19 protein-coding genes and 1 tRNA gene are annotated in these 17,993 nt (G+C 44.9%); 12 read left to right on the plus strand and 8 right to left on the minus strand.

Translation table 11 applies throughout. The features are described 5' to 3' along the window. From ABDK92_02685 to nadA, 8 genes are all read left to right on the plus strand, one after another. A partial coding sequence (locus ABDK92_02685) for a type II secretion system F family protein (protein MEN3185529.1) occupies positions 1-999 on the plus strand: 999 nt, incomplete at its 5' end. A 76-nt stretch (positions 1,000-1,075) separates the two neighbouring features. After that, positions 1,076-1,522 carry a type II secretion system protein gene (locus ABDK92_02690; protein MEN3185530.1) on the plus strand — a complete coding sequence of 149 codons (447 nt, stop codon included), beginning with the start codon at positions 1,076-1,078 and terminating at the stop codon, positions 1,520-1,522. Between the two features lie 50 nt (positions 1,523-1,572). Then, positions 1,573-2,028: an A24 family peptidase gene (locus tag ABDK92_02695; GenBank protein MEN3185531.1), complete on the plus strand. Its 456-nt coding sequence runs from the start codon at positions 1,573-1,575 to the stop codon at positions 2,026-2,028. A 294-nt stretch (positions 2,029-2,322) separates the two neighbouring features. Then, a complete protein-coding gene (locus tag ABDK92_02700) occupies positions 2,323-2,760 on the plus strand; it encodes an Rrf2 family transcriptional regulator (GenBank protein MEN3185532.1) in 438 nt (145 codons plus the stop codon). Between the two features lie 3 nt (positions 2,761-2,763). Next, entirely contained in the window at positions 2,764-3,741 is a 978-nt protein-coding gene (locus tag ABDK92_02705) for a tRNA 4-thiouridine(8) synthase ThiI (protein ID MEN3185533.1), read from the plus strand. Between the two features lie 99 nt (positions 3,742-3,840). Continuing rightward, positions 3,841-4,110, plus strand: coding sequence for a hypothetical protein (locus tag ABDK92_02710; protein ID MEN3185534.1), 270 nt, complete (start codon positions 3,841-3,843; stop codon positions 4,108-4,110). A gap of 169 nt (positions 4,111-4,279) precedes the next feature. Then, on the plus strand, positions 4,280-5,317 hold the full coding sequence (mnmA, locus tag ABDK92_02715) for a tRNA 2-thiouridine(34) synthase MnmA (protein MEN3185535.1): 1,038 nt from the start codon (positions 4,280-4,282) through the stop codon (positions 5,315-5,317). Positions 5,318-5,340: 23 nt separating this feature from the next. After that, entirely contained in the window at positions 5,341-6,249 is a 909-nt protein-coding gene (gene nadA / locus ABDK92_02720; protein MEN3185536.1) for a quinolinate synthase NadA, read from the plus strand. A gap of 5 nt (positions 6,250-6,254) precedes the next feature. On the opposite strand, the gene ABDK92_02725 is transcribed toward nadA, so the two are convergent. Continuing rightward, positions 6,255-8,198, minus strand: a complete 1,944-nt coding sequence (locus ABDK92_02725) for a methyltransferase domain-containing protein (GenBank protein MEN3185537.1) — start codon at positions 8,196-8,198, stop codon at positions 6,255-6,257. A gap of 149 nt (positions 8,199-8,347) precedes the next feature. Between ABDK92_02725 and ABDK92_02730 the strand changes: the two genes are divergently transcribed. After that, complete coding sequence (locus ABDK92_02730) at positions 8,348-9,361, plus strand: alpha/beta hydrolase (GenBank protein ID MEN3185538.1); 1,014 nt, start codon at positions 8,348-8,350, stop codon at positions 9,359-9,361. Here ABDK92_02730 and ABDK92_02735 read toward each other — a convergent pair. Then, entirely contained in the window at positions 9,358-9,657 is a 300-nt protein-coding gene (locus ABDK92_02735) for a hypothetical protein (protein ID MEN3185539.1), read from the minus strand. The two genes, ABDK92_02730 and ABDK92_02735, sit on opposite strands and share 4 nt — an antisense overlap. Before the next feature lie 154 nt (positions 9,658-9,811). On the opposite strand from ABDK92_02735, the gene ABDK92_02740 reads away from it, so the two are divergent. The 3 genes from ABDK92_02740 to ABDK92_02750 all read left to right on the plus strand — a co-directional run bounded on the left by ABDK92_02740 (position 9,812) and on the right by ABDK92_02750 (position 11,547). After that, positions 9,812-10,579: an HAD-IIA family hydrolase gene (locus ABDK92_02740; GenBank protein ID MEN3185540.1), complete on the plus strand. Its 768-nt coding sequence runs from the start codon at positions 9,812-9,814 to the stop codon at positions 10,577-10,579. 224 nt (positions 10,580-10,803) lie between these two features. Then, positions 10,804-10,880 (plus strand) — tRNA-Arg (locus tag ABDK92_02745). A gap of 238 nt (positions 10,881-11,118) precedes the next feature. Then, the gene (locus ABDK92_02750; GenBank protein ID MEN3185541.1) at positions 11,119-11,547 is read left to right on the plus strand and encodes a tetratricopeptide repeat protein; all 429 of its coding nucleotides are present in this window, start codon (positions 11,119-11,121) and stop codon (positions 11,545-11,547) included. On the opposite strand, the gene hflX is transcribed toward ABDK92_02750, so the two are convergent. From hflX to ABDK92_02780, 6 genes are read right to left on the minus strand one after another with little or no spacing between them, the layout of a single operon-like run. Beyond that, entirely contained in the window at positions 11,548-12,804 is a 1,257-nt protein-coding gene (gene hflX / locus ABDK92_02755) for a GTPase HflX (GenBank protein MEN3185542.1), read from the minus strand. 4 nt (positions 12,805-12,808) lie between these two features. Then, on the minus strand, positions 12,809-13,492 hold the full coding sequence (locus ABDK92_02760; GenBank protein ID MEN3185543.1) for a glycosyltransferase family 2 protein: 684 nt from the start codon (positions 13,490-13,492) through the stop codon (positions 12,809-12,811). Next, entirely contained in the window at positions 13,470-14,732 is a 1,263-nt protein-coding gene (proS, locus tag ABDK92_02765) for a proline--tRNA ligase (protein ID MEN3185544.1), read from the minus strand. Before proS ends, ABDK92_02760 begins: the two co-directional genes overlap by 23 nt. 13 nt (positions 14,733-14,745) lie before the next feature. Beyond that, on the minus strand, positions 14,746-15,804 hold the full coding sequence (ispG, locus tag ABDK92_02770) for a flavodoxin-dependent (E)-4-hydroxy-3-methylbut-2-enyl-diphosphate synthase (protein ID MEN3185545.1): 1,059 nt from the start codon (positions 15,802-15,804) through the stop codon (positions 14,746-14,748). Then, the gene (rseP, locus tag ABDK92_02775; protein MEN3185546.1) at positions 15,801-16,850 is read right to left on the minus strand and encodes an RIP metalloprotease RseP; all 1,050 of its coding nucleotides are present in this window, start codon (positions 16,848-16,850) and stop codon (positions 15,801-15,803) included. Before rseP ends, ispG begins: the two co-directional genes overlap by 4 nt. Beyond that, positions 16,847-17,992, minus strand: coding sequence for a hypothetical protein (locus ABDK92_02780; GenBank protein MEN3185547.1), 1,146 nt, complete (start codon positions 17,990-17,992; stop codon positions 16,847-16,849). Before ABDK92_02780 ends, rseP begins: the two co-directional genes overlap by 4 nt. Between the last annotated feature and the right edge of the window lies 1 nt (position 17,993).

A 17,993-nucleotide genomic window follows, 5' to 3' on the forward strand; every position in this document is an offset into this window, starting at 1 on the left:
CTTGAAGCTGGTGTTCCCCTCCTTTCGGCCCTGCGGAGTATTGCCAAACAACTCAGCAACCTCAACTTTGTTGTTACCATCGAAGAAATCGCCAACAAAATTGAACGGGGGTACTCTCTGTCCCAAGCCCTTGCCGATTATCCCAAAACCTTCAATCGGGTTTTTCTGGGTATGGCTCAGTCTGGGGAAGCAGGTGGAAACCTCGACTGGACTCTGGGACGGCTTGCCGACTACCTCGAATGGGAAAAGGACCTCCGAGATAAAGTCCAGTCGGCGACGTACTACCCCATGATTCTGCTGGTGGCCATGATTGCCGCTTCGTTTTTCCTGGTATACTTTGTTTTTCCCCAGTTTGTCCTTCTTTTTGAAACTTTTACCATTGAACTGCCCCTTATCACCAAAGTGGTTCTCGGATTCATCCGGTTTGTGAATGCCAACTGGTTTTTGATTTATGGTTCTTTTCTGGGTGCAGTCCTTATTTTCTTTCTCTACATCGCTTCCGAAAAAGGCCGAAGGTGGTGGGACCGAAAAAAGTACCGTCTTCCCCTCTTTGGTCAACTCCTCCATAAACTCATTATCTCCCGTTTTGCCTGGATTTTGAATGGTCTTCTTCGTAGTGGCATGCCCATGGTTCAGGCTCTAGAAGTAGTGGCCACTTCCTTAGGTGATACCTATGTTCAGAATATGGTTCTTGAAATTGCCGAAAGCATCCGCCGGGGAAGAAACCTTTCCCAGAGTATCGCCCAGTTTCCCTTCTTCCCTCCGGTTGTGGTCCAGATGGTTAGTGTGGGTGAAGAGTCTGGTAACCTCGAACTCACCCTCAACAAAGTCACCGAACTCTACGACAAAGAGATTGTCCTTTTTGTCAGCCGTCTCTCTTCCACAATTGAACCTGCATTGACCATAATAATCGGTGTCGGAGTATTCATCGTAGCCCTATCCCTCTTTCTACCAATTTTTGAAATCGCCTCTAAGGGTATGCAAGGGGGTGGTATGTGAATAAATTTGGCAAGATAATTTATCTATAAAGTTTAGAGAGAGGATTTCAATATAGTTTCTTTCTGGAGGTGAAATCATGAACTGGTTCACAAAAAAGAAAAAGAGAGAAGAAGGTTTCACTTTGATTGAGCTTATCATTGTAGTGGCTATTATTGGATTCCTGATGGCCATAGCCATTCCCCGGTATACCACCTCACGTCTGGTTGCTGCACAGAATGCCACTAAAGCCAACCTCCATCAGATGGCTACAGCCATTGAGGTGTATTCGACGGAAAATGCTTTGGCCGACTATCCAAGCACTGCAGCAGGTTTAATAAACGCGATTAAGTCAAGCATCCCGAATCCCCCAAAAACTCCCATTGGAAACGTACCATATCAATGTAAAGCGAATTCCAGCACAGACTACCAGATTTGGGATCCGAATACCCCGGCAACAAGTGGCACGACCTACAGGTTTGTTATTGGACCAGGTGGAGTCATTTCTGAATCGAACAATTTAACTGGTGGTACAAACATCGAATAATTGTTCGTTAATCGAGAGCCCGGGGAATTCATTCCCCGGGCTCTATTCCCATGATTCGTATCGCCTTTGGAGTTATTCTTTTTTTTCTCTCTCTTGTTGATATTAAAACTCAGCGAATTCCCGATACCCTTACCATCTTCCTCTATGGCCTGGGGGGAATTTCACTTGTTTTGAATCCTTCGATCTACGACAAACTCCTGGGCGGGGGCATCCTTTTTGCTTTTTTCTTTCTTCTTTACCTTGCTCAGCCTAAAGGAGTGGGTTTTGGCGATGTGAAACTGGCTGGCGCCATCGGCTTTTTTTTAGGGTGGAAACTTGGTTTGTTGGCTCTCTTTTTTGCTTTTATAGGTGGTGGTATCGTAGGAATCATCCTCATCCTCACGAAAAGGAAAACCCTCAAAGATCCCCTCCCTTTTGGACCATTTTTGAGTGGTGGGGCAATTACCGCCCTCTTCTTCGGAGTGCGAATCCTTGATTGGTACATGAATCTCTTTTATTTCCCCTAATTATGCTGAGCATAAAACCTTCATCAGAAACGATATTGATTGGGAAACAAACGCATCCTGTTTTGTAAAAGTGAATTATTCTCTTTCTAAAAGGTTCCGAGGGTAGTCTGAGTTCCAGGTTTTTGTAACGGCTTCTATGCCGCTCTGAGAAAGTGTACACCAAGTCCCTCTTTAATAGGCAAAAAAGAAGAGTCGATCTGGACTAGTACAGCCCTTATACGTTGACCAAAAGAGACTTTTCTTATAAAATATTACCAAAATGATTAAATTCATGAATTTCAGGAGGGATTTCTCATTCGTTTTTCTACCCGATCCCGTTATGGTTTGCGGTTGATGATTCAACTGGCGCTTTCTTACGAAGAACGAAAATTGCTCTATATAAAGGAGATTGCCGAAAGAGAAGGAATATCTGAGAAATATCTCACCCAGATTGTGATTCCTCTCAAAGCAAAAGGCTTGATTACTTCTCGCAGGGGTTCAGGTGGAGGTTACCGTCTTTCACGTCATCCTTCACAGATTACGGTGCGAGAAGTGATGGAAGCATTAGAGGGAAACATTTTGCCAGTTGATTGCTTGGAAGGAAATACACGCTGCGAACGAGCTTCCTTCTGTGTGGCCAGAAAAGTTTGGCAACGGGTGGGAAGAAAGATCATCGAAGCTCTGGAAGAATTCACTCTGGAAGACCTGACCAAGATGAATCAAGCAAATCAAATGGTAGAATATTGCATTTGAGGAATGAGAGTGCGAGCCATTGGTCTTATTTCAGGAGGTTTGGATAGTGCACTGGCGGTTTCCCTCTTGAAGAAGCAAGACATCGAGGTCATTGCCCTCCGATTCCTGAGTCCTTTCTGGGGAAGAGGGAACCAGATAAAACAACTCGTGCAAGAATTAGGAGTAGAGTATCGAGAAATCGAAGTAGACGAAAGTTATCTGGCAATTATCAAAAACCCCCGCTATGGGTATGGAAAAAATATGAATTCCTGTATTGACTGCAAAATCTGGATGCTACGCCGGACCAGAGAACTCATGGAAGAATGGGGGGCTTCGTTCGTTTTTACTGGTGAAGTGATAGGGCAAAGGCCCAAGTCCCAGATGAAGAACACTCTGAGACTCATTGAAAAACAAAGTGGACTGAAAGGATTGTTACTCCGTCCCCTTTCCGCAAAACTCCTTCCAGAGACGATCCCAGAGAAGGAAGGGTGGATAAAACGAGAAGCATTGCTGGATATTTCGGGACGAGGAAGGGAAAAACAACTCAAACTCGCCGAAGAATGGAAAATACGGTCTTTTTCACCTCCGGCTGGTGGTTGCCTTCTGACCGAACCCAACTTTTCGAGGAGGTTACGGGATTTACTTCAACACGGGGGAAATCTCACCTTTCAAGAAATCGAACTTTTAAAGTTGGGAAGGCATTTCCGTTTTAACCCGACTTTCAAGCTCATCGTGGGACGAGATGCTGGAGAAAATGAAAAGATTTGGAGTGTTGCTACCCCTGAGGACGTGCTGTTTTTCCCTGTAGAGGGAAAAGGACCCATAGCACTGGGAAGAGGAAGAGAGAATAGAGACACTCTGGAAGATGCTGCTTCCTTATTAGCCTATTACGTCCGTTATGAGGATCACCATGTTCCCATTGGTATCGAACACCACCGCCTTAAAGAGGTGTGGCGTGTGCCAAAAATGGAAGAACAAGCAGTCAGGCAAAAAATGATTTAGGAGGAAACACGAAAATTACTGACGACGTCACCCGACTAATCAGAAAGGCACCGCTTATGCGACGGGGAAAAAATTGCAAAAGACTTGCCGGAGGAAGTTGTGGCTAAACTTGAATTTTTCAACCCCCGTAAGAGTCTAAAAGAGGCCCCTTTAGTCATGATTGAAGATGCCGAAAAAGGAAGACTCTCAAAACCTGAAACACTCATAGTTGAACCAACCATCGGCAATACCGGAATTGGTTTAACCTTTATCTTTGCCCGGGGGTGTCGCCCGGTTCTCTCCATGCCGTGTTCAAGGAATTGGGACCGGCTTTATTCCAGACATTCTCCAGGTAGAGCTTCTGAACGCGATTATCACGGTAAGCAATAAAGACGTCTTTGCCATGTTAAAATGCCTGGCAAAAGAGAAAGACATAGCTGCCTGGTGGTGAGCAATCAAAACCGCAAAAAGAGAGTAAAACCAGGAGAGTTCATCGTAGTTATTCTCCCCAACACTGGTGAACGGTATTTATCAATTTTTTGAGAGTGTGGTGAACTTTATGGTAAAGAAGAAAGTTCTTGTAGCCATGAGTGGTGGGATAGATTCTTCGGTTGCAGCTTTGATCCTTGTTGAAAGAGGATTTGAGGTTGCCGGGGTAACCATGTATTTTGGCCTTTCAACTTCTGAAAAGGCTGTCGAAGACGCTACTTCTGTCTGTAAAAAGCTTGACATTCCTCATCATGTTCTTGATTATTCCCACCACATGGAAGATATTGTCATTCAAGATTTTGTCAACCAGTATCGACAAGGAAAGACACCTAACCCCTGCGTGGTCTGCAATAAACACCTCAAGTTCGGAAAACTACTGAGTCATGCAAGAATTATGGGTTTTGACTACCTGGCTACTGGACACTATGCCAGAATTGAGGAACGCGGGGGGAAATATTTTCTGAAGAGGCCGAAAGATAGACGAAAAGACCAGACATATTTCCTCTATGGTATTGAACAAACACATCTCCCTTTTATCCTTTTTCCCCTCTCAGAGTTAACAAAAGAGGAAGTGCGAGCCCTGGCAACGTGGGCTCACCTCCCGGTGGCAACCAAACCCCAGAGCCAGGATGTCTGTTTTCTCCTCCATGGAGATTATCGGAAATTCCTCACCCAGAAGATCCAGGAAGACCTTTCTGGATTAATTGTGACATCTGATGGAAGGGTTTTAGGAAGGCATCGAGGATATTTCCAATATACGATTGGCCAGAGAAAAGGATTAAGAGTAAGCGGTGTAAAACCTTTTTACGTTGTTGCCATAAGGCCGGAACGTCACGAAGTTGTGGTAGGGGGAAGAGGAGAATTGAAGGTACGAGGTCTTATCGCGTCGCCCTGTAACATTCTTGTGGAAGCGTTTCCAACTCACCTTTTTGCTCAGGTACGGTATCTGCAAAGGGAAAGGCTGTGTTCTGTTAGAATACTGGATTTCCAAAAAGTGCAGGTGATGTTTGAGGAAGAAGTAGAAATGGTTACCCCTGGACAATCGGTGGTTTTCTACAGTCATGACGAAATTCTGGGCGGAGGAATCATTGAAAGGGTACTAGAATGAAGGAAGGAAGTGCAAAAAACATGATGGACGATCTTAAAAAAGATATTTTCAAACTCAAACAAGAAAAAAAAGCGCTGATTCTTGCTCACAATTACCAGTTACCCGAAGTACAGGATGTGGCTGATTTCGTAGGAGACTCGCTGGGCTTGAGCATCGCAGCGAGTCAAACCGATGCCAAGGTGATTGTATTTTGTGGTGTTTTCTTTATGGCAGAAACGGCCAAAATCCTTTCCCCTCAGAAGTTGGTTTTATTGCCCGAAGAAAAAGCTGGATGTCCAATGGCCGACATGATTACTGCACCGCAGCTGAGAGAGCTTAAAAGTCTTCACCCTCAAGCGGTAAGCCTATGCTATGTTAATACCTCGGCAGCAGTGAAAGCTGAATGTGATTATTGCTGCACTTCAGCAAACGCCGTGAAAATTGTAGAGGAGAGCTTGAAATCAGCTGCAGAAATTATTTTTGTTCCAGATCAACATCTTGCCCGATATGTTGCTTCTCAAACTGGAGGAAATTTCATCATTTGGCCGGGATACTGTCCGGTTCATGTCGATATCACACCAGAACACATTGAAGAGGCAAAAAAGCGTTATCCTCAAGCCCCTGTCCTTGTCCATCCTGAATGTCGTCAGGAAGTGATCGAACTTGCAGACCACGTTCTTTCCACGGAAGGCATGTGTTGGTATATGAAGAAGTCTTTAGCCTCCACCTTTATTGTGGGAACCGAAGTGGGGATTCTGTATCGCCTGCAAAAGGAAAATCCAACAAAGCGCTTTTATCCTGTGAGTGAGAATGCCATATGTGTTGATATGAAAAAGATTACCCTGGAAAAAATCGTGTCGAGCTTGGAAAAAATGGAATACCAGATTGAGTTACCAGAAGCAATCATTCAGAAGGCACAAAAAAGCATCAAGAGGATGATTCAATCTACATGAAGCTCCTAAGGGAGTTCACACTCTCCTTTTAATCTCTTAATGCTGGCTTTGAGGATGGCGTGAAGCATTTCTTGATACGACAATCCCGCAAAGAAGGCCATCTTTGCCAGGTGTCCATCCCAGCACCAGCCGGGGTTAGGGTTCACTTCCAGGAGATAAGGGTGGCTATCTTTACTAAGACGCCAGTCAAACCGGGCATAATCTCGGCATTCCAACCGTTCGAAGAGCTTCAAAGAGCTTGTAACGATGACTTTTTCAGTTTCTTTGTCCAATGTACAGGGAACGGAAGTAACCTTACCGTAAGGCGAATCCGGAAGCCATTTGGCTTCATACCCACAGATGGGTGGTAACCCTGGAGCAAGGAAGCTATAGTCTTCCTCGGTGAGCGGGAGGATTTGGTACGATTCAGGGGGATTTCCAATGATTCCCAGGCTCAGATCTTTACCAGTGAGGAACTCTTCCACTAGGATTGGTTTATCGTAACCAAACTTTCCCCGGATTTCGGAAACGGCTTCCACAAAATCATCCATATTTGTGGCAACACTTTTCTGAGTGATACCGAAACTGGAATCCCCAAAATTGGGTTTGAGAATAACCGGAAAATGAAAAGGGAGGTTGAAGGTGAAATCGTCAGATTGAATGAGAAAAGCCTTCGGAACCGGAATACCCATTTCTTTAGCTATACCACGAACCAAAGATTTGTCATAACAATACGCAAGACACCGAGGCGAGGAGCCAGTATATGGAAATCCCAGAATTTCAAGAAGGGCAGGGATATGGAGTTCTTTGCGAGCATCGTTGCTAAACCCTTCGTCACAAAGGTTAAACACAAGATCAACTTTGCCTCGAAGTTTCACAAGATCATGAACGAGTGTATCATGCCGATCAAGATAAATAAAAGAATAACCCGAGAGGTCGTTCAGAACACTTTTTAGGCTCTGAACTGTATAAAGGTCATCTTCGTCAAAAACCGTGTTTGGTTTAATCGGATCTGGTTGATGAGGATCTCCGAGGAGAACAGCGACTCTGAAGCTCTTTTTTTTACTCTTTCCTAGACGATCAATCGAGACAGGTTTATGCACCCGCGCACTCAGGAGGATTCTCCGTTCCATCATTCCCAGGTCCTGACAACGGGTGGATTCAGAAAAATGACTTCCATGACAAATGATATCCTTAAATCCGCTTTCTTCAAGAAATGCGCAAAGATCTTCCTTCGAATAAAGACGCTCGGCATAGAACTGATCAGCAATGACCCCATTTTCCACATGGGTAATGATTTCTCTGGAAATTAAGCGCTGACCATCGGTAGAGAGAGAACGTTCTCGAAGTACAAATTGTTTCTTCCCAATCCATTCCCAAGAACGGGCTTGGAAATGATCCTTTAGGTATTCGCCATCGGCAACATCGATAAATATTTTCCCAACCGGTTTAAGAACTCGGTGGACTTCTTGTAACACCCTGAGGTCATCCTGAACGCTTTCAAAATATCCAAAGCTATTTCCAAGAATGAGCACTACGTCGAAACTGCTTACAGGGTAGGGAAGCCTTCGAGCGTCTCCCTCCTTAAACTGAACATTCAGACCCTCTTTTCTTGCTTGCTGCCGGGCTTTCTGAATCAAATAGTGAGATCGGTCCAGACCGTAAACTTTTGTAAAACCACGCCGAGCAAGTTCTAGAGAGTGTCGCCCCTGTCCACAGCACAGGTCAAGAATCGCGTCGTCTGGCTGAAGTCCCAGCATCTTAGTAAAAAAATCCACCTCTTTTTTAGTGATATTTTGATCGTCAACTACGTCAGCATCGGTTTTGAGATAAAGAGAATTAAAAATATACCTCCACCAGTCAGGGTGCACGTACTCTTCCAATGATGGGATCGGACCTAAGGAACGTAGCCTTTTACCTCGAATTCTAGCTGGAACCGAAAACCGATGAACATCAGTTTCTTCTTTCATACAGAACTCTTCCTCCACGAAGACTCGTTGTTCATTGAATTAAGAATGATTATAGGTCGAAGGGGAGAAAAAACAATAATTTTATCTTCCAGTTTCAAAAATTTTTACAATAGGGTATAGTGATGGAATAAACGGGAGGACAAAAGAAAATGCTTCTCCGGAGCAATGTGGTTTTGGTTTTATTTTTTCTCCTTTTCAGTTATATTTCTCTTGAAAGCGTAAGCGAACGATTGACCGCTCAACTTCAAGAGCGATTTGCATTTTCTTATCAGGAAAATGAACGCATTAAAGTTCAGCTATGCAACTATTTTGGTCTTTCTTGCCCAGAAAAGGAAGGCAAAAGAATTTTTATGCTCCCCGAAACGCTGGCTCAATACGCTCAGGGAATCCTTTATAAAAATGTCCGATATGGCCGGAAGAAAAATCAGATTCTGGACGTGATGGTTCCTTTATCTCTCCGGCAAGGGGAGAAACTTCCCGTTTTCGCCTTCGCCCATGGGGGTACCTGGATTGGGGGCAGTAAAGATGAAGTCCTTTATGCCCAGTTCAGTAAGGAAATTATTCGGAATCGATACATTTGGGTAAGCATTGACTATCGGGTCTACCCTGAGGTCTCAATCTCGGGAATGACCAAGGATATCGTTACTGCACTCACGTGGGTCTATGAACATATCGAGGAATACGGTGGGGATGCGAAAAAGCTTACTCTCAGTGGGCACCCTGCAGGAGCGCATCTTGTAGCGCTCCTCACAGTTGGGAAAGATTCGTTGCCTTTTCCTCTTTATCAGGCTGTTAAAAAAGTGCTGCTTCTCAGTGGCCCATATGATCTTTTGGCATATAAGGGAAATATAGACATTCGCTGGAAAGAGGTGGTCGAACTCCTCTTCATTAACCTTTTCGAAGGACGGAGGAATCTCCGTTCTGTTTCACCAGTGTATCAGGTGGAGAAAGTCCCCTTCCAGTTTCTCCTTATGGTAGGCGAAAAGGATGAGGTCACTCCACCTTCCCAAACGGAGTGCCTTTACCGAGCGCTTCGTGAAAAAGGAAACAGAGCCATATTGCACCGCATCTCGGGAAAAGGTCATGGAGGCGTACTCCTGGCGCTGAATTCTGACTTTGAACAGGATTTTCCCTCAGTACTGGCCCAGTTTCTCAAAAATTAGCTCAGAACTTCGATTTTCCCAATTTCGATAATTGTACCCCACATAAAAATACTGGCGTAATCTTCACGAATCTTTGCCCAAAGGTGTACCCGAAGCCCATCTTGGTAGTATTCTTTGGGCAAATTGATGGGTTCATACTGAGTTCCGTCATCGGCAACCACGCCAAAGAAACCTCCTTCAAGTTCAACAAAACGAACTGTTCCGGTTATTTCAAGAAGCGATTGATTGACCTCCACGATACATCCAGCAAAAGTGACTAAGGTAACAATGAGCACGAGTTGGAGGAATCGCTGCATCAACAAGACCTAAACCCCCTTTTTCAATTTTTATCTTTTATACGTTTGAAGAGGAAAGCTGGTTTACTGGTTTACAGGATTTGGTTCCCATTTTTAGGTAACGCATTGCTGTATCGGGCTTGGCAAGAAAATACGAAGTGGTTATAATTACAGCATGGAAGGTAAAAAGGCTTTTCTCATCGATATGGATGGAGTCCTTCTCTATGGTGATCAGGCTATTCCCGGTGCAAAGGAATTTCTTGAACGCCTGCAGAAGAATGGGTATAAGTTTCTCATTCTCACCAATAATTCCCGGTACACACCACTTGATTTGCAGCACCGTATGAGTCGGGTGGGTATCGAAGTCCATGCCAAACATTTCTTTAGCAGTGCTATGGCTACCGCCCATTTTGTCAGCTTGCAGAAACCTAAAGGTTCAGCGTTTGTTCTGGGAGGAACCGGCCTTTACCAGGCCCTCAATGAAGTTGGATATTCTTTCACCGATTATCGACCCGATTTCGTCATTCTGGGTGAAATGGAATCATACCCGTACGATAAAATCATACGGGCTTGTCAACTTATTATGTCTGGTGTGCCTTTCATTGCCACCAATCCTGACCCTTCTGGTCCCGGTGAAGGTGGCATAGTTCCTGCTTGTGGAGCCGTAGCGGCACTCCTTGAGAAAGCCTCTGGCTATTCCCCCTATTTTGTTGGAAAGCCGAACCCTCTGATTCTTCGCGCCGCGCTCCGTTACATCGAAGAACACTCCGAAAATACCGTTATGGTTGGAGACCGTATGGATACTGATGTCAAGGTGGGCTTAGAATCTGGTCTTGAGACCATTCTTGTCCTCACCGGTGTGACCAAGCTGGAAGATATTCCTCGTTTTCCGTATCGTCCCCATCACATTGTGCAGTCAGTTGCCGAGATAGAGCTTGAATAACTTCGCTTGCCGAAGAGAATGCTACCTTTGGTGAAGAAACCTCAACTGAAACTGAAGAATACAGTGCTTCGTTACGAGAGATTCCCTTCGCCTTAAAAGAATTGACCCATTTCTCACAGGAACTCGAAAACCACATGAAAAGCTTCTATCCGGAAAGTGCAGGACAAAGTGTGATTCTTATTGACACCTGGTAGGTGAGACTATACAATATACTTACGTTTGGTGCGCCCGTGGCTCAATTGGATAGAGCAACGGACTACGGATCCGTAGGTTGGAGGTTCGACTCCTCTCGGGCGCGCCAAGGGTTGGGAAAAGCCTTTGCCACAAGGCTTTGAGCGAATCCTCCTCTCTTTTCCTCTTCCTTTTCCTTCTTCTTGAGTCCGCTGACTTCACATAGATTTCCTCTGAAAGGGGAATTGGTAGGTAGAGCCAGGAATGTTTGGTTGCATTATGTTATAAAATGCCATGATACTTCAAATCGGGATATGATTTATTTTGCGAAAGGCTCTTGATCGGGCGTTTGAGGATTATAATTAGCCATAGTCTATTATAACAAAGCTCTGGCCTGCGAACGGATGGGTGAAACCGAACAAGCTCTTTCGGCTTACCAGTATTTTTTAGAGCAAGTTCCCGCAACCAATGTTTTTGCAAAGGATGCAAATAAAAGGGTAGAAATCCTAAGACGAATCCTCGAACAAAGAAGAGAAACCACAATACATTTTACCCGCGGTAATGGGTACCGTACCCACGGCTTCTATGAAAAGGCAATAGTGATCAAGATGGATTCAAATTTGGTTATGGCTTATTACAACAAAGCGCTGGCTCTGGAACATATTGGTCAAAAGGAAAAAGCAATCGAAGCTTACCTTTCCTTCATTCAGCGTGCTCAAGAAGGGTATGCTCTTTATGTGGAAATTGCTAAAAGAAGATTTTACATAATATACATTATGAGAACCAAAGCAGTGTGACTACAAGATGGAACGAATTCGAGGAAGGGCTTCTTTGCGGACCAAACATTCCAAAACTACATTCTTGGAACTCTTGGGACGAATGTCTTTGATGTACCCTTGACGATAAATTTCCTTTTCTAAAAGAGGAAGTTTTTCGTATGCTACCTCTATAGAAAGACAGCTCATGAGAGGCTGCAAATGTATCGCGATTTCTCTGAAAAGTTCTTCAATACCGATTTTGTTTTTAGCTGAGATAAAGAGACACGGATAGGTATTTTTTGTCTCGCTTGCTATAAAGGGAATTTCTCCAAGGAGGTCTATTTTATTAAACACAACGATTTGCGGGCATTCATGAAAATTGATTTCCCGGAGGGTTTCATGAATCGTTCGAAGATGAAGATCGTAATCGGGATCGGAAATATCCACGACTTCAAGTACCAAATCAGCTTCTCGAATTTCCTCAAGGGTGGCCCGAAAAGCATCTTTAATGGTAGAAGGCATATTATGAATGAAACCCACAGTATCGATAAAAATGACTTCACCAACCTCGGGTAGATACCCCTTTTTGGCAGCTGGATCAAGCGTGGCAAACATCTTATCAGCAACGTAAGTTCTAGATTTGGTGAGGACGTTAAAAAGTGTTGATTTCCCTGCATTGGTGTATCCCACGATAGCCACTTGGGGAATACCCCTTTCAACTCGGGCGATTCTCTGTGTTTCCGTCCGCTGCTGGATTTTTTTCAATTCTCTGCGGAGCAAAGCAAGGCGATCTTTAATTTTTCTCCGTTCAATCTCGATTTTTTGTTCTCCAGGACCACGAGTTCCAATACCACCGCCCAGACGGGAGAACTCTCTCCCCCTGCCGCTTAGTCGGCTCAGTTCATACCGGAGTCGAGCTAATTCGACTTTAACCCGTCCCTGAGCAGTGCGGGCACGTTGGGCAAATATTTCATGAATGATTCCATTTTTCGTGTAAACAGGCACCTGCCAGAGGTCTTCAAGATTCCGTTGCTGAGAGGGTGTAATTTCAACGCTAAAAACCGCAAAGCTCACTGAGGGATTTTGAAGGATAAAATCTTTGATCTCTTGGGCTTTCCCCTTTCCCAGGTAATAACGATAAAAAGGATTTTTTACTTTATATTCAAAAATATATAATGGTTCTAGATCTGCACTGCGCACAATTTCTTCCAATTCTCGCCTGGAAAATTCAGAAGAAACAATGTCCTTGGTTTCTTGAACCACTAAAAGCACTCCCTTTGCTCGGGCACCACTCATCTTTTCACTGATCAGCCCCCCGATAGGTATTTTTAATGATTTCCCAGTACATCTTTACTCTTTCTTTAAAACCCTTCACAAGTCCCAACTTTTCTTCTTTCATGACATGAGTCAAGCCAGCCAGCTTAGCGAGTTTCACCCGCACTCCATTCCTTCGTACATAACGGTTGATGGCCACCTCTACACCATACCGACTTACTTCCATATCCGGTATATTCTGCAGGATGCTCGCCTTGATTGCCCTTTGACCAGAAAGGAAGGGGGCTATTTTTTGTGCAAAATCGGTAGCAAATCGCCCTTCTTCAAAGACACCAATGGTGACATCAGCTTCGTCGGCCAAAACTGGTCGGATCAAAGTTTCAACATGCTCCTTCTGGAGACCTACAAGATCGGCATCAAGAAGCAGAACAACTTCGGTGCGAATATATTCGAGACCTCGGTAAAGTGCTCCTCCTTTTCCAACGTTGTGGAGTAATTCCAACACTTCCACGCCTTTGCTACGAGCGATTTCTACAGTTCGATCCGTGGAGCCGTCGCTAACGACCACAATTTGTTCAACCAAAGGCACTTCTTTCAAAACATCAATAATGGGACCAATGGTTTTTTCTTCGTTGTATGCCGCAATGATTGCGGTGACTTTGAAAAAATTATCTCTTGTACTCGTTCTAATACTCTCTTGTCTCTCCATTTTTTTTCTTGCGCTCTCTTAAAAACTGGACAACCCCCTCCTGACTCACTTCTATTCTCTCACCATTTTTGCGGATCTTAATTTCCAACACTCCATCTTTTTCCATTTTTTCACCCACAATAATCTGAAAAGGGAAACCAATGAGATCAGCCTCGTTAAATTTGTATCCCGCGCTATATTGTCGGTCATCGATAACCACTTCGAAACCACGTTCAAGAAGGGTATAGTAAATTTTTTCAGCCCTTTCGCGATGCGATTCCTTGTTGGAATTTACCGGAATGACAACAACTTCGTAAGGGGCTATAGAAACAGGCCACCGAATACCTTTCTCATCGTGGTTCGCCTCAATGGCAGCAGCCATGGTTCGACCGATACCAATACCATAACACCCCATAACCAGGGGCTTTTCTTTTCCATCTTTGTCAAGGAAGTAAGCTTTCATTGGTTCACTGTATTTGGTTCCCAGTTGAAAAATATGACCGACTTCTATTCCTTTCTCTTCTTCCAGATCAGTCTGACACCGGGGACAGGTTTTTTCTTCTTTGGTCGTTCCATATGAACAGGATCCACAAACCATCAATTTTTCTTCTCCTGACTCGGCAAGGATAAGAAACTCGTGAGAGACGTCACCCCCGATGACTCCACTTTCAGCCGGCACAGCTTTATACTTTAGGCCACAGCGTTCGAAGACCCGACAGTAAGCCTGGTACATCTTCTCGTAACTTTCTTTCAAACCTTCCATGTCCCGATCAAAGCTATAAAGATCCTTCATGAGGAACTCTCTTGCTCTCATAATCCCAAAACGAGGCCGTATTTCGTCTCGAAATTTGGTCTGTATCTGGTAAAGGAGGAGAGGCAATTGCCGATAAGAGCGGATTTCTTTCCGCGCCAGATCGGTGATGACTTCTTCATGTGTGGGACCAAGACAAAAGTCTCTCTCTCTCCGATCCTTAAATCGGATTAGCTCTGGTCCATAGACCTGCCACCTCCCGGTCTCTTTCCAGAGATCAGCAGGGTGCAACGCAGGCAAGAGCAACTCCTGTCCGCCTGCTCTATTCATCTCTTCCCGAACGATGTCGGCAATTTTGTCTAAGACACGCAAGCCCAGCGGCAAAAATGTATACACACCTGCAGAAACCTGTCTGATTAACCCTGCACGAAGCATTAAGCTATGGCTCACTATTTCTGCTTCCTGTGGGTTTTCTTTCAAAGTCGGGACAAAGAGACGAGACATTTGCACGATTTCTTCCTCCCTACTGGATGTTTTCTTGAATTCTCTGTAATAGTTTGGCTAACGCTATTTCTTGGGGAACAATCTCTACAATTTCCCCTTTTGCAAAGAGCACCGCCTCGCAGTTCTTACTAAGCGCCAGGCCCCAGTCCGCCTCCCTCGCCTCACCCGGTCCGTTAACCTCACATCCCATGATGGCAACCTTCAGGGGTGTTTCCAACCGGAGAGCTTGAGTCATTTTTTTTAACCCATGTACCAATGATACCACATTCCCCCTCCTTCGAGCACAGGTGGGACAGGAAATGATTTGAAGATTTCGGTGTCTCAAACCCATCGATTCAAGGAGTGCCCAGGCAACCTTCGTTTCCAAAATTGGCTGAGAAGCAGTGAGGGAGATTCGGATATTGTTCCCAATACCCTCCCGGAGCAAAATCCCCAGGGCAACAATAGACTTTGTGATCCCCTCAAGACCGCTTCCTGCTTCGGTAAGACCGACGTGCAAAGGATAGGAAAAGGCCGAAGCAAGTTTTTCATAAGTCGAAATGGTTTCTTCCACATCTGTTGATTTGGCTGAGAGAATAATATTATGTATCCCCTTTTCCTCGATAACTCGTACCGATTCCGCAATGCTCTCAAAAAGGGCTTTGACCCGGTCTCTACCCCTAAAGCGGGGTAGAATGGACCCAGTGTTAGCACCAAGTCGCAATGTGGTATTCTTCAACTTCGCGATTTCGAGAAACGCTTCGAAGTTCGCTTTATTGCCTATCGTCCCGGGATTCACCCGCACCGCTTCCACTCCAAGAATGGCTGCTTCAGCACCGAGACGAAAGTCAAAGTGAATATCAGCAATCAAGGGGATACGGACACAGTTTTTGATTTCTTCCAAACCCCTCAGGGATTCGCGATCCGGGATCGCGATTCGAAAAATTTCGCACCCAGCTTCCTGAGCTGCGGCAATCTCCCGAAGACATTCCTCCACTTGAGCAGGATGTCTTCGCCCCATCGCTTCCACCCAGATTGGGTTTTTCCCCCCAACTGTAATTCTTCCTAACGGGACTTCTCTGGTTTCTTCACGATTCATTTTCCCGTTACCATCCTCATCACGTCCTGATAAGTGACAAAAATAGCTAGAAGGAAAATAAACACAATACCGATAAAGTAGACAAACCCTACTTTTTCAGGTTCCAGAGGTTTCTTTCTTATTTTTTCGTAAAGAAAAAGTAACAGATGCCCTCCATCAAGCACTGGAATGGGAATAAGGTTAAAGATGGAGAGAAAAACACTGATTACCGCTGCGAAAAGAAGCAGATTTAAAAAACCAAAACTCGCTGCTTGACCGGCCATCTGAGCGATACCCAGCGGCCCAGTAGCTTCAAAAGGAATTTTTCCCATTATTGTGTATAGAAGTCCCACTACACTCAACACGAACCAGGTAATAGCAGTTCGCGTTCCTCGAGAGAGTGCCTGAAAAAGGTTCAGCTTCTGATTCTCTCGTCCAAAGACCACCTTAATCAGGGCCCTTTTTTCTGCCTCGTTCCACTCCGGTGTCACACGAACATTGAGTTCCTGAGTGTTTCTTCGGATCGTGAGCGTAATACTTCTACCATTGCTTGTGGAAATAATCTTCACCACTTCCTCCAAATCGTTAATCGGCTTCCCATTGATGGCGATCAGGACGTCATTTTTCTGGACACCCGCTTTTTCTGCAGGACCACCAGGCATTACTTCTGAAACCATGAGATTCCCAGTGGGAGCACCAGCAGTACCAAAGACGAGCGAAACCAGAAAAATTGCGAGCAGGAAATTCATCGCTGGTCCCGCCACCACAATCAGACTTCGCTGCCAAAGTGGTTTTCGGTCGAACCGTTCTTCAGGAGAAAATTCAGCTTCTCCATATCCCTCGATAGGATTCCCTTCCATTCCTGCCATCCGAACATACCCACCGAGGGGCAGAACCCGAATCGAAAATTCAGTATCACCTCGCTGGATAGCCCATATTTTTGGTCCATACCCCAACGCAAAACTGAGGACTTTGACTCGGAAAAGTCGAGCCATGATGAAATGACCAAACTCATGTACCAGAATGAGAAGACTGATGACAAATATGAAAGCCAGAACAGTTATCATCCCGGGATACTCCTCTCAGTAATCAAATCCTCGGCAATTTTCATCCCTAGTCGATATACTTTTTCGACCTCTTTCACATTTCTCGGGTTAGCGACTCTTCTCTCTAAGACCCTTTCTAGAATCAACGGTATTTCATCAAACATTATCTTTCTCTTCAAAAAGGCCTGCACGCACGCTTCGTCAGCACCACAAAAAAGCGTCGGGTACCCCGAAGCCCGCTTTCCTGCTTCCAGAGCCAGGTAAAAACCGGAAAACCTGGATGGAACTGGATAATCGAAATGGAGAACGCCGAACTTAGAGAAGTCCGGAAGACAAAAAGGGTTGTGCACATTCCTTTCCGGATGAAGAGCATTGAAAATGACTGACCGCATGTCGGGTGGAGAAAGGAGAGCCAGCGTGAAACCATCGTTCAACTCCAGAAGTGCGTGGATGTAACTCTCCTTTTGCACGATAACATCAAGGCTCTGAAAATCAAGATCAAAAATGATCGAAGCTTCAATGACTTCCAATCCTTTATTGATGAGATTGGCTGAATCGATGGTTATTTTTGTTCCCATCTTCCAGTTCGGATGAGCCAGGGCCATTTCGGGAGTAATATCTGAAAGTTTCCCCTGCCACTCATAGAATGGTCCCCCCGAAGCCGTTAGGTACACCTTGCGTATCGCTTCTTTCTTTACCATTCTAAACATTTGCCAGAGGGCGTTGTGTTCGCTGTCGAGAGGAATAAAGTGTGCTCTTTTTTGGAAAAAACCACGAGGCTTTATCTCCCCCGCCAGGATGATCATCTCTTTACTCGCCACCCACAGCCATTTCTGGGTATCAAGTAACTCCAGGAAGAGCTCCAGAAAAAAAACTCCACCGGCGGCAAAAAAGATACCCTCAACTTCTCCACCGAGGAGAATTTCTCGCAACACTTCTATCTCTTTTACCAATCTGGTTCCAAAAACATGGATCTTCTCCTCGTGTTCAGTAAAGTAGGGACTGAAAGCGTAACGAGGACGCAGAGTGTGCACCTGACGAAGCAATTTATCAATATTTTGGTAACCCGATAACAGCACAACTTCGTAGTCCTTTTCCTGAAAAAGCACTTCTAGAATCTGTTCTCCTAAGAATCCGGTTGACCCCAAAACTGCCACTCGCATT

It is taken from the genome of Atribacterota bacterium (assembly GCA_039638595.1).
Taxonomy (GTDB): domain Bacteria; phylum Atribacterota; class Atribacteria; order Atribacterales; family Caldatribacteriaceae; genus Profundicultor; species Profundicultor thermophilus.

What these genes read in the sequence shown, in the direction of transcription:
- ispG (MEN3185545.1), bottom strand. Translation starts at nt 15,804, where the DNA reads ATGAATCGTGAAGAAACCAGAGAAGTCCCGTTAGGAAGAATTACAGTT.
- ABDK92_02725 (MEN3185537.1), bottom strand. Translation starts at nt 8,198, where the DNA reads ATGAAAGAAGAAACTGATGTTCATCGGTTTTCGGTTCCAGCTAGAATT.
- nadA (MEN3185536.1), top strand. Translation starts at nt 5,341, where the DNA reads ATGGACGATCTTAAAAAAGATATTTTCAAACTCAAACAAGAAAAAAAA.
- ABDK92_02735 (MEN3185539.1), bottom strand. Translation starts at nt 9,657, where the DNA reads ATGCAGCGATTCCTCCAACTCGTGCTCATTGTTACCTTAGTCACTTTT.
- rseP (MEN3185546.1), bottom strand. Translation starts at nt 16,850, where the DNA reads ATGATAACTGTTCTGGCTTTCATATTTGTCATCAGTCTTCTCATTCTG.
- ABDK92_02690 (MEN3185530.1), top strand. Translation starts at nt 1,076, where the DNA reads ATGAACTGGTTCACAAAAAAGAAAAAGAGAGAAGAAGGTTTCACTTTG.
- ABDK92_02760 (MEN3185543.1), bottom strand. Translation starts at nt 13,492, where the DNA reads ATGGAGAGACAAGAGAGTATTAGAACGAGTACAAGAGATAATTTTTTC.
- hflX (MEN3185542.1), bottom strand. Translation starts at nt 12,804, where the DNA reads ATGAGTGGTGCCCGAGCAAAGGGAGTGCTTTTAGTGGTTCAAGAAACC.
- ABDK92_02780 (MEN3185547.1), bottom strand. Translation starts at nt 17,992, where the DNA reads ATGCGAGTGGCAGTTTTGGGGTCAACCGGATTCTTAGGAGAACAGATT.
- mnmA (MEN3185535.1), top strand. Translation starts at nt 4,280, where the DNA reads ATGGTAAAGAAGAAAGTTCTTGTAGCCATGAGTGGTGGGATAGATTCT.
- ABDK92_02695 (MEN3185531.1), top strand. Translation starts at nt 1,573, where the DNA reads ATGATTCGTATCGCCTTTGGAGTTATTCTTTTTTTTCTCTCTCTTGTT.
- ABDK92_02740 (MEN3185540.1), top strand. Translation starts at nt 9,812, where the DNA reads ATGGAAGGTAAAAAGGCTTTTCTCATCGATATGGATGGAGTCCTTCTC.
- ABDK92_02730 (MEN3185538.1), top strand. Translation starts at nt 8,348, where the DNA reads ATGCTTCTCCGGAGCAATGTGGTTTTGGTTTTATTTTTTCTCCTTTTC.
- ABDK92_02705 (MEN3185533.1), top strand. Translation starts at nt 2,764, where the DNA reads ATGAGAGTGCGAGCCATTGGTCTTATTTCAGGAGGTTTGGATAGTGCA.